This window comes from Mycolicibacter senuensis, assembly GCF_003284925.1.
Taxonomy (GTDB): Bacteria; Actinomycetota; Actinomycetes; order Mycobacteriales; family Mycobacteriaceae; genus Mycobacterium; species Mycobacterium algericum_A.
This window is the reverse complement of record NZ_QMEX01000048.1, coordinates 1-14,994: the sequence shown is the minus strand read 5'-3', so window position 1 is coordinate 14,994 and position 14,994 is coordinate 1. Positions and strand designations below refer to the sequence as shown.

15 protein-coding genes, 1 tRNA gene and 1 pseudogene are annotated in these 14,994 nt (G+C 68.4%); 8 read left to right on the top strand and 9 right to left on the bottom strand.

What is annotated here, in order from left to right:
* The first annotated feature begins 8 nt into the window (after nucleotides 1-8).
* Together DQP56_RS12860 and DQP56_RS12855 are read left to right on the top strand one after the other, a co-directional pair.
* Nucleotides 9-782 (top strand): enoyl-CoA hydratase, encoded by a 774-nt coding sequence (locus DQP56_RS12860; protein ID WP_112685977.1) that lies wholly within the window; start codon nucleotides 9-11, stop codon nucleotides 780-782.
* 4 nt (nucleotides 783-786) lie between these two features.
* On the top strand, nucleotides 787-2,442 hold the full coding sequence (locus DQP56_RS12855) for an alpha/beta hydrolase (protein ID WP_112685975.1): 1,656 nt from the start codon (nucleotides 787-789) through the stop codon (nucleotides 2,440-2,442).
* Between the two features lie 37 nt (nucleotides 2,443-2,479).
* On the opposite strand, the gene DQP56_RS12850 is transcribed toward DQP56_RS12855, so the two are convergent.
* Both DQP56_RS12850 and DQP56_RS12845 read right to left on the bottom strand, forming a co-directional pair.
* Nucleotides 2,480-2,911: a rhodanese-like domain-containing protein gene (locus DQP56_RS12850; RefSeq protein WP_234825645.1), complete on the bottom strand. Its 432-nt coding sequence runs from the start codon at nucleotides 2,909-2,911 to the stop codon at nucleotides 2,480-2,482.
* A 32-nt stretch (nucleotides 2,912-2,943) separates the two neighbouring features.
* Nucleotides 2,944-3,474 (bottom strand): cysteine dioxygenase, encoded by a 531-nt coding sequence (locus DQP56_RS12845; protein WP_112685971.1) that lies wholly within the window; start codon nucleotides 3,472-3,474, stop codon nucleotides 2,944-2,946.
* Between the two features lie 292 nt (nucleotides 3,475-3,766).
* On the opposite strand from DQP56_RS12845, the gene DQP56_RS12840 reads away from it, so the two are divergent.
* Entirely contained in the window at nucleotides 3,767-4,741 is a 975-nt protein-coding gene (locus DQP56_RS12840) for a patatin-like phospholipase family protein (RefSeq protein WP_234825644.1), read from the top strand.
* Here the strand turns inward: DQP56_RS12840 and DQP56_RS12835 are convergent.
* The 5 genes from DQP56_RS12835 to DQP56_RS12815 form a co-directional block, all read right to left on the bottom strand.
* The gene (locus tag DQP56_RS12835) at nucleotides 4,738-5,601 is read right to left on the bottom strand and encodes a patatin-like phospholipase family protein (protein WP_112685969.1); all 864 of its coding nucleotides are present in this window, start codon (nucleotides 5,599-5,601) and stop codon (nucleotides 4,738-4,740) included. The two genes, DQP56_RS12840 and DQP56_RS12835, sit on opposite strands and share 4 nt — an antisense overlap.
* A gap of 36 nt (nucleotides 5,602-5,637) precedes the next feature.
* Nucleotides 5,638-6,696 carry an NAD(P)H-dependent amine dehydrogenase family protein gene (locus tag DQP56_RS12830; protein ID WP_112685967.1) on the bottom strand — a complete coding sequence of 353 codons (1,059 nt, stop codon included), beginning with the start codon at nucleotides 6,694-6,696 and terminating at the stop codon, nucleotides 5,638-5,640.
* Nucleotides 6,696-8,336, bottom strand: a complete 1,641-nt coding sequence (locus DQP56_RS12825) for a long-chain fatty acid--CoA ligase (protein WP_112685965.1) — start codon at nucleotides 8,334-8,336, stop codon at nucleotides 6,696-6,698. Before DQP56_RS12825 ends, DQP56_RS12830 begins: the two co-directional genes overlap by 1 nt.
* A gap of 42 nt (nucleotides 8,337-8,378) precedes the next feature.
* Entirely contained in the window at nucleotides 8,379-9,449 is a 1,071-nt protein-coding gene (locus DQP56_RS12820; protein WP_234825643.1) for a YncE family protein, read from the bottom strand.
* Between the two features lie 385 nt (nucleotides 9,450-9,834).
* Nucleotides 9,835-10,215 carry an ArsR/SmtB family transcription factor gene (locus tag DQP56_RS12815; RefSeq protein ID WP_112685961.1) on the bottom strand — a complete coding sequence of 127 codons (381 nt, stop codon included), beginning with the start codon at nucleotides 10,213-10,215 and terminating at the stop codon, nucleotides 9,835-9,837.
* 88 nt (nucleotides 10,216-10,303) lie between these two features.
* On the opposite strand from DQP56_RS12815, the gene DQP56_RS12810 reads away from it, so the two are divergent.
* Nucleotides 10,304-11,083, top strand: a complete 780-nt coding sequence (locus tag DQP56_RS12810; protein ID WP_112685959.1) for an arsenite methyltransferase — start codon at nucleotides 10,304-10,306, stop codon at nucleotides 11,081-11,083.
* Nucleotides 11,084-11,088: 5 nt separating this feature from the next.
* On the opposite strand, the gene DQP56_RS12805 is transcribed toward DQP56_RS12810, so the two are convergent.
* Nucleotides 11,089-11,165 (bottom strand) — tRNA-Leu (locus DQP56_RS12805).
* An 89-nt stretch (nucleotides 11,166-11,254) separates the two neighbouring features.
* The gene (locus DQP56_RS12800) at nucleotides 11,255-11,560 is read right to left on the bottom strand and encodes a DUF732 domain-containing protein (protein ID WP_112685957.1); all 306 of its coding nucleotides are present in this window, start codon (nucleotides 11,558-11,560) and stop codon (nucleotides 11,255-11,257) included.
* 493 nt (nucleotides 11,561-12,053) lie between these two features.
* On the opposite strand from DQP56_RS12800, the gene DQP56_RS12795 reads away from it, so the two are divergent.
* From DQP56_RS12795 to DQP56_RS12780, 4 genes and pseudogenes are all read left to right on the top strand, one after another.
* On the top strand, nucleotides 12,054-12,353 hold the full coding sequence (locus DQP56_RS12795; RefSeq protein WP_112685955.1) for a PE family protein: 300 nt from the start codon (nucleotides 12,054-12,056) through the stop codon (nucleotides 12,351-12,353).
* 9 nt (nucleotides 12,354-12,362) lie between these two features.
* Complete coding sequence (locus DQP56_RS12790) at nucleotides 12,363-13,598, top strand: PPE family protein (protein WP_112685953.1); 1,236 nt, start codon at nucleotides 12,363-12,365, stop codon at nucleotides 13,596-13,598.
* Nucleotides 13,599-13,606: 8 nt separating this feature from the next.
* Nucleotides 13,607-14,857 (top strand): PPE family protein, encoded by a 1,251-nt coding sequence (locus DQP56_RS12785; RefSeq protein WP_112685951.1) that lies wholly within the window; start codon nucleotides 13,607-13,609, stop codon nucleotides 14,855-14,857.
* A gap of 44 nt (nucleotides 14,858-14,901) precedes the next feature.
* Nucleotides 14,902-14,994: pseudogene (locus tag DQP56_RS12780) on the top strand (WXG100 family type VII secretion target); the annotation flags it as partial.

Sequence of the window (14,994 nt, the reverse complement as noted above, 5' to 3'; positions counted from 1 at the left end):
TCCTTCAAATGAGTTACGAAACGATCCTCGTCGACCGCGACGGACGCGTCGGCACCATCACCTTGAACCGGCCGCAGGCGCTCAACGCACTCAACAGCCAGGTGATGAACGAAGTCACCACCGCCGCGGCGGAATTCGACGCCGACCCGGGCATCGGCGCGATCATCATCACCGGAAGCGCCAAGGCGTTCGCCGCCGGCGCCGACATCAAAGAGATGGCCGACCTGAGCTTCGCCGAGGTGTTCGCGGCGGACTTCTTCGCCGCCTGGTCCAAGCTGGCCGCGGTGCGCACCCCGACGATCGCGGCGGTTGCCGGCCACGCCCTCGGCGGCGGCTGCGAACTGGCGATGATGTGTGACCTGCTGATCGCCGCCGACACCGCGAAATTCGGCCAGCCGGAGATCAAACTCGGTGTGCTGCCCGGCATGGGCGGCTCCCAGCGACTGACCCGGGCCATCGGCAAGGCCAAGGCCATGGATCTGATCCTGACCGGCCGCACCATCGATGCCGCCGAGGCCGAACGCAGCGGCCTGGTCTCGCGCGTGGTGCCGGCCGACGACCTGTTGACCGAAGCCGGAAAGGTCGCGGCCACCATCGCCGGAATGTCACTGTCCGCAGCGCGGATGGCCAAGGAAGCGGTCAACCGCGCGTTCGAATCCACCCTGGCCGAGGGACTGCTCTATGAGCGCCGGCTGTTCCACTCGGCGTTCGCCACCGAAGACCAGAGTGAGGGCATGGCGGCGTTCACCGAGAAGCGCGCGCCCAACTTCACCCACCGCTAACACGATGGTCGGATCGGCCGAACAGGCTTGGTGGATAAGGCGTTATACCTTCTTCGGTACCGCTACCGGAGTGGTGTTCATCTGGCTGTCCCTGACACCGTCACTGCTGCCCCGCGGGCCGTTGTTCCAGGGTCTGGTCAGCGGCGGGTCCGGTGCCGCCGGCTACTGCCTCGGGGTGTTCGCGGTGTGGCTGGTGCGCTACCTGCGTTCGCAGGACTCCAGCCCGCCGCCGCCGCGCTGGGCGTGGGCGGTACTGCTGCCGATCGGGACCATCGGCATCATCGTGATGAATGTGCGGTTTCATTTCTGGCAGGACCGCGTCCGCGACCTGATGGGCGTCGAACACCTGAAATGGTGGGGCTATCCACTGGCCGGCGTGTTGGCGGTGGTGGTGTTGTTCGCGCTGGTCGAAGTGGGTCAGCTGCTCCGGCGACTCACCGGCCTGTTGGTGCAACAACTCAACCGTATTGCGCCGCCGCGGATCTCGGCGGTCGTCGCGGTGACGCTGTTGCTGGCGCTGGGGGTGGCGCTGCTCAACGGCGTCGTGGTCAAGGTTGCCATGCGAACCATGAACAACACCTTCGCCACCCTCAACAACGAAATGGGCCCCGACACCGAACCGCCGAGCAGCTCGCATCGTTCGGGGGGTCCCGGGTCGTTGGCGTCGTGGGAGTCCCTGGGCCGAGAGGGCCGGGTCTTCGTCGAGGGTGGCCCCACCGTCGCGCAACTCACCGCATTCAACCGGGCCCCCGCCACTGAGCCGGTCCGCGCCTACGCGGGTCTGAACTCCGCCGACGGGATCGTCGCGGCTGCCGAGCTGGCCGCCAGTGAACTCGAACGAACCGGCGGACTGGGCCGCGACGTCATCGCGGTAGCGACCACGACGGGCACCGGGTGGGTCAACGAAGCGCACGCCACGGCGCTGGAGTATCTGTTCAACGGCAACACCGCAATCGTGAGCATGCAGTATTCGTTCCTGCCGAGCTGGCTATCCTTCCTGGTGGACAAGGAGAACGCCCGCCAGGCTGGGCAGGCCCTGTTCGAAGCGGTCGACGCACGGGTGCGCAAGTTGCCCGAGTCGAAGCGACCCAAGGTCGTGGTGTTCGGCGAGAGCCTGGGCTCATTCGGCGGTGAGGCACCGTTCATGAGCCTCAATAACGTGCTGGCACGAACCGACGGAGCGGTGTTTTCCGGCCCGACGTTCCAGAACACCATCTGGACCGAGCTGACCGCCCACCGCGACCGGGGCTCCCCGGAGGTCCTGCCGATTTACCACGACGGCCTCCACGTACGGTTTGTGTCCCAGCCCGGCGACCTCACCCGTCCGAGCACACCGTGGAGCACGCCGCGGGTGGTCTATCTGCAGCATGCCTCCGACCCGATCGCCTGGTGGAATCCCGATCTACTGTTCAAGCAGCCCGATTGGCTCAAAGAACCCCGCGGCTACGACGTGTTGCCCGAGGTGACTTGGAAGCCTGTGGTGACGTTTCTACAGGTCTCTGCCGACATGGCGGTGGCGATCAATGTCCCGGACGGTCACGGGCATTCCTACCAGGACGACATCGCCAATGCCTGGGCGGCGGTACTGCAACCACCGGGCTGGACGGCGGAGAAGACGCAGCGGCTGCGGCCCCTGCTGCACAGTGGCGAGAGCAGCTAGCCCCCAGCTAGCCCAGCAGCGGCGTCACATGGCGCTATTACATCCAGCGGGGTGGACCGCAGACAAAACCGAGCGGCTCCGACCGCTGCTGCACTCGAACGCGTGATGCTTTCGGCTCCACCAGCAGCCCGGCGGCCACCAGGGCGTGGTAGCCGCCGATGACATCGGTGGCGCGATGCAGGCCCAGGTCCACCAGCGCGGCCGCGGCCAGGCTCGAGGTGTAGCCCTCCGAGCACAGGATCACCCACTGCACGTCGTCGTCGACCGCCTGCGGCAGCCGGGCGTCGCTGGTGGGGTCGCAGCGCCACTCCAGCACATTGCGTTCGATGACCAGCGCGGCGGGCACCTGCCCCTCCCGCGCGCGCTGGGCTTCCGGTCGGATGTCGACCAGCAGGGCGCCGTCCCGCAGCGCCGCGGGCACCTCCGCGGCGGTCATCCGGTGCAGTCGTGCCCGCGCAGCGGCGAGCATCCCGTCGATCCGACTGGTCAGCTGCGTCGTGGTCACGATGCCTCCGGGTGTTCGGTGAGTTCGGTGCGCTGCCGGCGCAGCGTGTTATCGGGTGCGACGTCGTAGTAGGACATCTCGACCAGTGGCGGTGAGTAGGCGTGCACGCTCAGCGTCGGGCCCGAGAGTGACGGCGCCCAGACCACGTCATGCACCCAGCCTCGCGAGAACGAGGCTTGGTCGCCGGCGTCGAGCCGCCGCTGCGCCAACTGCGTGCCATCCCAATGGAATTCATCCAGCGCCCCGGACAGCACGGTTAACGCGCCCAGCGAATCGCCGTGGTCGTGCAGTTCGGTGGCGTGCCCCGGCACCCAGCTGATCAGCCAGATGTCGAGCCGCTCGTCGCCGTGGATCCGGGTGAACCAGCGGTTGTCGGTCGGCAGGCCGGACGGGGGCAGCAGGTGCTGGTAGCGGCCGTCCAGCACCGCATCGGCGGCCAGGTCGGTGGTCTGCAGCAGGTCGGGCAGGCGCAGCGAGCGGGGCCGGGGGGCCGAACGCCGCAACGCGACAGGGTCAGCAATAACCATGGTGAAAACTCCAGAACGGATGGGGTGGATTCAAGACAGGGGTCGGCGGCAGCACTCAGCTGCGGCAACAACAACCCTGGAATCCGACGTGCTCCATCACAGCAGCCATGCTAGGTGGCTGCGGCGCGCCGGGTGGCGTCCCGCTGCCCGGCGCGGATCGCGGCGCCGCGGTCGGCTCACCGGCTGTGACCTGCGTGGTTGCCCCGAAACCGGGTTTGTAATCACGGTGACCGAAAACCCGGCGGCCGTGGCCCGCAAAATGGGAGGCATGGCCTCTACGACTGCACCGAGAGTGTCGCTGGTGCTGGGCAGTGGCGGTGCGCGCGGCTACGCCCATATCGGCGTGATCGTCGAGCTGATCGAGCGCGGTTACGACATCGTCGGGATCTCCGGATCCTCGATGGGTGCCCTGGTTGGCGGTCTGCAGGCGGCCGGCCGCCTCGACGACTTCGCCGAGTGGGCCGAGTCGCTGACCCAGGGGGCGGTGTTGCGGCTGTTGGACCCGTCGTTTACCGCCGCCGGGGTGCTGCGGGCCGGGAAGATCCTCGACGTCGTCCGGGACATCCTCGGCGACATCGACATCGAACAGCTGCCGATTCCCTACACCGCGGTGGCGACCGATCTGATCGCCGGCAAGTCGGTGTGGCTGCAACGCGGCCCGGTTGACACTGCGATCCGTGCCTCGATCGCCATTCCCGGTGTGATCGCTCCGCATGTGGTGGACGGGCGCCTGCTCGCCGACGGCGGCATTCTCGATCCGCTGCCGATGGCGCCGCTGTGCGCCGTCAACGCCGACCTGACGCTGGCGGTGAGTCTCAGCGGCGGCGACCCGGCGACCGCCGGGCCGGCCTCGGAGGATGCCGAGCGGAGCGCGCCCGGGCGACTGAACCGGATGATGCGCAGCACATCAGCGCTGCTGGACACCAGCGGGGCGCGGTCGCTGCTGGATCGGCCCACGGCACGGGCGATCCTGGACCGGTTCAGCAGCGGCGACACCGAAGATGATCCCGTCGACGATGACACCGCGGAGGCCACGTCCGGTGCGGCCGGGGTGCCCAAACTCGGCAGCTTCGAGGTGATGAACCGCACCATCGACATCGCCCAGGCGGCGCTGACCCGCCATCAGCTGGCGTCGCACCCCCCGGATCTGCTCATCGAAGTGCCGCGTATTGCCTGCCGCAGCCTGGACTTCCACCGCGCCGCGGAATTGATCGAGGTGGGCCGCGAACTCACCGGGCGCGCCCTCGACGCCACGAAATCCGGTTAGTCCACGGCGAGGAACTCGGCGATGGCGGCGGCATGCCGACGGCCTTGCTCGCGTCCCGCCCGCGCCGACGGCACCCGGCACGCGGGGTCCAGCGGGTTGCTGCCGAAGGCCCGCAGCGCCGTACCGTCGGCGAACACCGCGTACGCCCGCCCGTCGAACGCCGCGACCTCGGCGGCCGCACCGGCACTGAACGGCGATGGCGCCGATTCCCCGGCAGGCACCAGTACGACGGCCACGTCGCAGTCGTCGGCGACGTCGAGGTTGATTGCGCTGCGCATCCCGCCGTCCATGTAGCGCCGTCCGCCGATCACCACCGGTGGCCAGACGCCGGGCACGGCACAACTGGCCGCCACCGCGTCGACGAGGTCGACTCCCAAGTCCCGGTCGAACACCGTCAGCTCGCCGGTGTCGATGTCGATCGCCGTGATCCGCAGGCAGCGCTGCGGCCACCGATGCGAGGGAAGCCGGTGCTCGATCACCTGCCGGCGCACCGCGGCCGGAACCGTCTCGGTGGCCAGCGCCACCGCGCCGATGCGCTGCATCTTCTGGGCGGCCGTGGTGTTCGGCTCGGTCATGGCCGCCAGAAACAGCTCGGCGATCCCCTCGACGCCCACCCCGGGGTCGAGTTCGGGCGAGGTCTCGGCCACCTGCCGGGCGAACAGCTCGTCGAGACCAGCTCCGCTGCCGATCTGGCCGCTGACCGCTGACCCGGCCGAGGTCCCGACCAGCACATCGGATTCCAGCAGCGTGGCCGCGGTGGCCGGGGACTCGTCAGCGATGCCGCACAGCACGCCGGTCTCCCAGGCAATGCCCGCCACTCCCCCACCGGCGAGCACCAGGGCCCGTTTACCTGTCGCCATCGCCGGGTCAGCGCGCCAACACTGCGGCCAGCCCGTTCACCGCGCCAGAGCGGGTGCGGCCCGGCCGGTGATGAGCGGCAGATCGAAGAATCCGACGACGCCGGCCGGGGCCGCACAGGTCGCCGGGACGGCGTTGACGCAGTGCGCGGCGGTCGCTACGACGCCCGGGTTGCTCTTCAGCCCCTCCTCGACGGTCTCGGGCTGCCAGCCCTTGACGGTGACGAACGTGTTCGGATTGCCCTGCACCTCCATCTCGTAGCGCTCCTTCGCCGGGCCGAAATTCCAGGGCGGATCGAGGTTCTCCTCACCCATCAGCCAGTTGACCGTCACCCGTACCACCACCTCGTCACCGACCGTCGCCTCCCAGTGGAACCGGCGAGCGGCAACCTGACCGGGTTCGATGACACCGATCGGAGAGTCGATCGGCGCGGTGGCCACCGCCACCTCCTGCGATGAGCGGATCCGGTCGTCGGCGGCGAAACCCAGCCGGTCCACGCACAGTCGCACCGACTGCACGAAGCCGCTGTCGAGTATTTTCTGCATCGGTCCGGTCAACGCACGCTCGGGCGTGCCACCGAACCCCATCACGTGGCGCAGCACGTCCGGGGCGCCGTAGGTCCGCAGATCGGAAAACTCTTCGCACCGAACAAAAGTCACTCCGGTGGACATCACCGACAGCAGCAGCGGGAACAGCTCGCTGGCAGCACCGGGGGCGATACCGACACCATGCAGCGAAGCATTGCCGGCCTGCGCTGCCGCTTCCAGCGGCGCAGCCGACCGCGCGGTGGGATAGACCCAACCCACCGGCGTGACAACGTTCTTGCCGGAACGCAGCAGTGCGGCGACCTCCTCCACATTGGCCACCAGCGGCGCGTAGATGACGGCGTCGGCGTCCAAAGCCAGCACCTCGTCGATGTCGCTGGTCGTGGTCACGCCCAGTGGCGCGGTCCCGATGATCTCCCCGACGTCCTTGCCGCTCTTGGATTTCGAGTGCACCCAACAGCCGACCAGTTCGAGATCGGGGTGTTCGAGCACACCTTTGATCGCGGCGACGCCGACCCCACCGGTTGCCCACTGGATCACACGCAGAGTCATCAGTCACGCACCTCGCTTACCTGATATTCGTTGTCGGAGTAGCGGGCCCGGATGGTCTTCTTGTCGTACTTGCCGACGCTGGTGCGCGGAATGGTGTCGACGAATGTCCAGCGCTCCGGTAGCCACCACCGGGCAACCTTGTCGGACAAGAAGCTTCGCAGTTCGACGGGGGTGACGGCGGCACCCGCCCGGGCCACCACCACGGCCAGTGGCCGTTCCTGCCAGCGTTCGTCGGGGACCCCGACCACCGCGGCCTCGATCACGTCGGGGTGGGCGATCAGCTCGTTCTCCAGCTCGACCGAGGAGATCCACTCTCCGCCGGACTTGATCACGTCCTTGGCGCGGTCGGTCAAGGTGATGAAACCCTGCGCGTCGATGCGGCCCACGTCGCCGGTGCGCAGCCAGCCGGAGGCGAATTTCGACTCGTCCTGGCCGCGGTAGTAGGAGCCGGTGATCCACGGGCCGCGGACCTCCAGTTCGCCCACCGCAACGCCGTCGTTGGGCAGCGGTCGCCCGTCGTCGTCGACGATCCGCGCCTCGACCCCGCAGATCGGCCGGCCCTGGGTGCCACGCAGTGCCCAGTGCCGGTCTTCGCCGGTGCCCGGCGGCGGCCATGCCAACGTGGCCAGCGGTGATGTCTCGGTCATCCCCCACAGCTGGCGGACCTGCACCCCGTGCTTGTCCTCGAAGGCTCGCATCAGCGAGACAGGCACCGCGGAACCACCGCAGACCACTTGGCGCAGAGACGAGATGTCATGGCCCGGTTCACGATCCAGGTAGTGCAGGACGTCGTTCCAGATCGTCGGCACCGCACCGGCCACGGTGGGCCGCAGTTTCTCGATGAGGGCGACCAGCGACGGGGCGTCCAGATGCCGGTCGGGCAGCGTCAGATCCGCCCCGGCCATCAGCGCCGCATACGGCAGGCCCCAGGCATTGGCGTGAAACATCGGCACGATCGGCAGCACTGAGTCATCCGTCCCGATCCCGACACCGTTGGCGGCGCAGGCCGCCATGGCGTGCAGGTAGCTGGACCGGTGGCTGTACACCACGCCCTTGGGATTGCCGGTGGTGCCGCTGGTGTAGCACATGGCGGCCGCCGAGTTCTCGTCGATGACCGGCCAGTCGAACTCGCCCGCTTCCGCCGCCAGCACGTCGGCGTAGCGCAGCACGGACTTGCCGGCGGATCCCAGTGCCTTCAAAGCGCTCGTGTCGCCGTCGCCGACCACGATCACGGTGTGCACGGTGTGCAGCTGCGCCAGCACCGGCGCCAACTGTGGCGCCAGCGAGATGTCGACCAGGATCACCCGGTCCTCGGCCTCGTTGGCGACGAACACGATCTGCTCGGCGAACAACCGGATGTTGAGGGTATGCAGCACCGCGCCCATGGCCGGCACCGCCAGGTAGGCGGCCAGGTGTTCGGTGTTGTTCCACATGAATGTGGCGACCCGCTCGTCACCGTTGATGCCAAGTCGCCGCAGGGCATTCGCCAGGCGGGCGACCTGGCCGCCCAAGTCGCGGTAGCTGGTGGTGTGGAACCCGTCGCCGGTCATGGTCGTCACGGTGCGGTCGCCGTGGATGCTGGTGGCGTGCCGCAAGATGGCGCCGATGGTCAACGGCCAGTCCTGCATGGTGCTGCGCATCGACCTATTCGACCATGTGTGGCACCGGCCGTGGGGCTGGGGCTACAGCGCGGGTTCGAGTTGCAGCATCCGGCTGACGGCGTCGTCGAGTGCGAGCTGCTCGTGCAGCGACGCCGACGGCGCCGGCAGGTCGGCCAGCGAGGCGACGGCCACCGTACCGTCGAAGCCGGCGATGTACAGGCGGCTGCCGTCTGGGCTCTCCGCCACGCACGACGGCGCCGTGGCCAGGGTCAGCGCACCGAGGGCCTCGTCGGTGCGGGCGCACATCACCAGGATGCCGGCGGCGGTGACGAGGTAGACCCGGTCGCCGTCGCGGCTCACGATCAGCTGGATGAGCTGGGTGTCGACGACGAATCCGGCGCTGACGGCGTGGGTACGGGAGTCGACGACCTTCACGGCCCCGCGGCCGTCGGGACCGCTGGTGGCGACGAACAGCCGGGCGCCATCGGCGCTGACGGCGACATCGACGACGGTCGAGGCGACCTTGATGACATCCACGACGTTGAGTTGCCGGTCCAGGACCGTGACGGTGTCGCCGGTAGGCTGCCGGACCGCCACGTAGAGCCGACGGCCGTCGGGGCTGATCCGCAGGCAGGCGGCGGCCGCTGCCGGGTCGCCGGCCACCCGGACGGCCCCGGCGGGACGCATGGTCGCATCGAGCGCCAGCACCTCGATGCCGGTGGAACCGGTGCGGGTGGCATAGACCCGGCTGCCCATCGGGTCGGCGACCAGGTCTCCGATGCCCATGGCGACCGGGTAGCACCCGGTGACCTCGGCAGCGTCGACGTCGATCGCCAGGACGGCGTCGAGCGCCATGGAGCCGGCGGTGACGTAGGCCCGCGCGGTTCCGGCGGGGCCGACGGCGATCGAGAACGGCTCGTCGGCCTGGAACACGGTGGCCACGATGGTGCAGCTGGCGGTGTCGATGACCGAGACGGTGTCATCGCCGTAGTTGGTGGCCAGCAGCCGGGTGCCGTCGGCGGTGACGGCGACGCCGCCGATCGGGCCGCGATCGATCCGCACGCGGTCGACAATGCGAGCTCCAGGGCCGGTCAATCCGTAAGCCACCACGTCGTCCACATCGCTCCCATCGATCACATTTCGTATCGTCATTGCGCACTCCCCGCGTAGCTGCCGCAGTGGCGCGGTCAGTACGACCGGGGTTGCCAGGACGGGGTGTTCGGTCGATCCTAGCGGTGAATTCGAGGTAAAAGGAAAATGTCGTAGCTATTGTGATCGACGTCGCAGGTTAATCCCACCGACCCCAGTTCACGGCGGCCGAGACGGCGTAGGGAGGGGGCCGACAGCAAGCTCTGCTGCCCGCATTGACCTGCGCTGTTGCCTCCTCTGGCCAACTTGTGATCTGCATCCCAATTAGTTTTGTTTAAGAAACTAAGAAATCTCGCCGAATGAATTCGGTCGTTGTGATCACTGGCCCTTGCAAAACCTCGGACGGCGGGGTATGGGCGAGCCGTCCGGCAGGATGGCGACGGGATGGTTAGCCGGTCGGGACCGGGGCGAAGACGCCGGCCAGCGCCGTCAGCGCGCCGGGCACGATCCGGTAGTAAGCCCACTTGCCCCGCTGCGACCGTTCCAGCAGCCCGGCGTCCACCAGCGTCTTCAGGTGATGCGAGACCGTCGGCTGGGTCAGCCCCACCGGCGCGGTCAGGTCGCAGACGCACGCCTCGGCGCCGTCGTGGCCGGCGATCAACGACACCAGCCGCAACCGGGTGGGCTCCGCGAGCGCCTTGAGCACAGCGGCCAGCCGCTCGGCCGCGGCCGCATCCAGCGCGGCGCCGGTGATCGGCGCACAGCACAGCGCGAGGTCGTCGGCCAGCGGCGAGTCGGCGGGTGGCGCCGAGCCGGTTTCGCCTGCCATGACAGCAGTATGCCACGAACGCATTGACAATCATCTATTCGTTGGAGGATGCTTTCGCATAGACGACCGTCGATGAAAGGAGTGCGAGATGACCGAGGATGCCGGACCCGAGTTGCGGGAGCAGGTTCGAGCCCGCTACGGCGAGGCCGCCACCGCGATCGGTAGCGGGGCCACCAACAGTGATGTGCTCACCGCCGCGAGTTGTTGCGGCTCCAGCGACTCCGTCGACGTCGGCACCATCTTCGGGGCCGGCCTCTACGACGCCGGGGCGCACTCCCAACTGCCCATCGAGGCCGTCACGGCAAGTCTGGGTTGCGGCGACCCGACCGCAATCGCCGATCTCCGGGCGGGCGAACGCGTGCTGGATCTGGGTTCGGGCGGCGGCATCGACGTCCTGCTCTCGGCGCGTCGGGTGGGCCCGGAGGGGTTCGCCTACGGCGTCGACATGACCGACGAGATGCTCGCGCTGGCCGAGGCGAACAAGGCGAAGGCCGGCCTGGACAACGTCGAGTTCCGCAAGGGCACCATCGAGAACATTCCGCTGCCCGACGCCGCCGTCGACGTGGTGATCTCCAATTGCGTGATCAACCTGTCCGTCGACAAACCCGGCGTACTCGCCGAGATGTTCCGGGTCCTGGTCCCGGGCGGGCGCATCGGCATCTCCGACGTGGTGGCCGAGAACCACCTCAGCCCGGCCCAACGAGCAGAACGGGGCTCGCACGTGGGCTGCATCGCCGGGGCGCTGTCGCAGCAGGAGTACTTAGACGGTCTGGCCGCAGCCGGGTTCACCGGCGCCTCGGTGAGCTTCACTCACGCAGTGGCCGACGGGATGCACGCCGCGATCATCCGGGCGGACAAGCCGGCCTGATCGACTGGTGCCCCCACTGGGACTCGAACCCAGACTGGGCGGATTTTAAGTCCGCTGCCTCTGCCAATTGGGCTATGGGGGCCCGTGGCGAATCTAACGCGGCAACGGTAATGGTTTCCCACCGGCACTCGGGTGCGCGGCAAAGGGACGGCGGCAGGGATGCCGGCAGTCTCAGGCGTGCTCGGGGCAGTAGTTCACCGCGGCGATGCGGGCGAACTCGGCGGCGCGCTGCAGGGTGAAACCCGGATTGGTGGTCTGCACCGCGACAACGGTGTCCATCGGGCTCAGGCCGGCGTCCATCAACTGGCACACCGAGTGACCGGCGGAGATCGCCACCTGGTCAGACCCCCGGTGGCTCAGGCCTGCTCCCGACAGCGCGGTCAGGAAGGCGGCGTCGCTGCCGACCGGTTCGGCGTGGACGGGCGCCGCAAGGCTCATCATGGCGGTAACCCCTGCTAGCAGCAGAAACCGTTTCATGGCCCGTAGTCTCCCTAGGGTTGGTTAAAGGCGTGTTACGGACCATTTACTCCCCCGGATCCGCGTGTTAAATCCGCGTTACCAGGGCCTCACACTGCCAGCGGCTCCGGCGGTGGGCACTTCGACGAAGTCACCGATATCGACGGTAACCTGTTGCGCAGCAGCTACTTTGGTGATCCATGACTACCGCCAGGAATGCCGTCGCGGACACAGCGCGGGCTCGTCGTCGCAGAGTCATCGCACGGTGGCCTCGAAACCCGGTGGAGGTCATCGAATGCCGTTCTTGCACTGCTTTTGGCTCGGCGACGCCCACCTGCGCCAGCACTCGCCCGTGGTGACGGCCGCTGTCGCCCGTCGCCGTCAGGCTGCCCACCCTCGTAAAAAGTTCGCGCAACGGGTTAAGAAGCGGTTAACCAGCTTTCACAATCGGCCGGTGATACGGGACCGTGGTCGCAAGAACCGACAAGCATCCGTTCCGTGAGGAGAAGTCCAGATGTCTTTCGTGACTACGCAGCCAGAGGCGCTGGCGGCCGCCGCCGGCAACCTGCAGGCGATCGGTTCGGCGCTCAACGCCCAGAACGCCGCCGCGTCCGCACCGACCACCGGTGTGGTTCCCGCCGCCGCCGACGAGGTGTCGGCGCTGACCGCCGCGCAGTTCGCCACGCACGCCAGCCTTTACCAATCGGTCGCCGCGCAGGCCGCCGCCATCCACGAGATGTTCGTGGCAACGTTGAACAGCAGTGCCGAGTCGTACGCGGCCACCGAAGCCGCCAACGCCATCGCGGCCGGCTAGGCGGCACCGATGCTCGATTACGGCGCGCTGCCCCCCGAGGTCAACTCCGGGCGCATGTACACCGGCCCGGGGTCGGCACCGATGATGTCGGCCGCCTCGGCCTGGCGCACCCTGGCCGCCGAACTGGCCGCCGCCGCTCACTCCTACGACACGGTGATCACGCAACTGGCCGGCGAGGAATGGCTCGGTCCCGGTTCGGCCTCGATGTCCGCGGCGGCCACGCCCTACATCGCCTGGATGGACACCACCGCCACGCTCGCCGAGCAGGCCGCCAGCCAGGCTACTGCCGCCGCGATGGCATTCGAGACGGCCCGGGCGGCCACGGTGCCGCCGGCGGTGGTGTCGACCAACCGGGTGCAGCAGTCCGCGCTGGTCGCGACCAACATCCTGGGTATCAACACGCCGGCGATCGCGGCCCTCGATGCGCTCTACGCCGAGATGTGGGCCCAGGACGCCGCCGCGATGTACGGCTACGCCGGCGGATCGGCCACCGCGTCGCAAGTCACCCCGTTCAGTGCGCCCGCCCAGGCCACCAATCCGGCCGGCCAGGGCGGCCAGGCCGCCGCGGTTGCCCATGCTGCTGGAACCGCAGCGGGGCACAACGCTCAAGTGTCACAGCTGATTTCGTCGTTGCCGAATGCACTGCAGAGCATGGCGTCGCCTGCCGCTTCGACCGATTGGCTCGAGCCGATCATCGAGTTCCTCTACAACGACCCGACAAACGGCTACGCGTACATGTTCGGCACCCCGCTGTACAACCTGTTCAACACCGCCGGCACCGGCGCGGCCTTCATCCCGTCGGCGCTGCTGCCAAGCCTGATCGGTTTCATGACCGGCGGCGGCTTCACCGGCACCACCGGCAGTGCGCTCGGAAGCGGCCTGGGAGCGGCGTTGAGCCCCGGCGGTGCACTCGGCGCCCTGGGTGCGCTCGGCGGCGGCCTGTCCAGCGGCGTCAGCAGTGCGTTCGGCGTCAGCGCTGTCACCCCGGCCGTCACCGCCGGCATGGGGAAGGCCTCCCTGGTCGGGACGTCGTTCTCAGCACCGGCGAGCTGGGCGGCGGCCACTCCTGGCGCCGCGGCGCTGACCAGCGGGCCGGGCGGTTGGGCGGTGCCCACCGAAACCCACAACAACATGGCCTCTGTGCCTCCTCCGGTGCCGACCGGCATGGGGCAGCGCGGCATGAACTATGGCACGCCGCGTTACGGGTTCCGGCCCAAATTCATGCCCAAGCCGATGGTGGTCTAGGAGCAACGATGATCGACTACGCACTGCTGTCGCCGGAGATCAACTCCGGACGTCTGTACGCCGGTCCGGGCTCCACGCCGATGATGACGGTCGCCTCCGCCTGGCGCGGGCTAGCCGCGGAGATCTCCTCGGCATTGACGTCCTACGAAACGACGATCACCCAACTCGTCGACGAAGAGTGGATGGGGCCGGCATCGGCCTCGATGACCGCCGCCACCAAGCCGTATCTGGCGTGGATGGCCGACACGGCGACCAAGGCCGAGGAGGCGGCCACCCAAGCCACCGCCGCTGCGGCCGCGTTCGAGGCGGCGCACGCGGCCACCCCTCCCCCGGCGGTGATCGCCGCCAATCGCGCACAGCAGAAGCAACTGGTGGCCACCAACGTCGTCGGCCAGAACTCGGCCGCGATCATGGCAAGCGACGCACAGTATTTCGAGATGTGGGCCCAGGCTACCGACGTCATGTACAGCTACGCCGCGTCGTCGGCGACGGCGACCAAGGTGACACCGTTCAACGAGCCCAACCAGACCACCAATCCGGACGGAACGGCCAACCAGGCCGCCGCGGTAAGTCAAGCCAACGGCAACACCGCCGCCAACAGCACCGCGCAGACAGCACAGGCGATTTCGTCGCTGCCCAACACGCTGCAGACGCTGACCTCGCCGGGGCCCGCTGACGCCGGTCTGCCCCCGCCCACGCTCGCCGGACTGCTCGAAGCCATCGGTCGGAACGCGTCGATCAATGGTGTTGTTTCGCTGGTGACTTACCCGCTCAACGGCGGGATGAGCTTCGTGGGGACATCGGCGGCGTTCACGCCGGCGAGTTTGATCCCGACCATGACCACCTTCTTCTCCGGCAGCGGTTTCAACGCCCTCGGCGGTGGTGCGGCCGGCGCCGGCATCGGTGCCCTGCTGGCCCCGGGTGGTCCGTTGAGCAGTTTGGGGGCGTTGGGCGGTGGCGCGGCGTCGGCCTTTACCGCCGGCGCACCGTCGGTGTCGGCCGGCGTGGGTCAGGCCACTTTGGTCGGCGAACTGTCCACGCCACCGACCTGGGCCGCAGCAGCGCCCGCCGCCAGTGCCGTCGACACTGGCAATGCCTTGCAGGCCAGCAGCTGGGCAGCCGCCCCCGAAGAGATCGAGACCATGGCGGCCATGCCCGGCGGGATGCCGATGGGTGCCGAGCGGGGCGGTTTCGGTCTGGGCACCCCGCGATACGGCTTCAAACCAACCGTCATGGCCCGGCCGGTAGTTGCCGGATAAACCCCCTCACCGCAAAGCGGAACCGCAGAAAAGGAGACACCACAGTGGCTACACGTTTTATGACCGACCCGGATGCGATGCGGGCGATGGCGGGCCGTTTTGATGTGCACGCGCAGACGGTGGAGGATGAGGCCCGT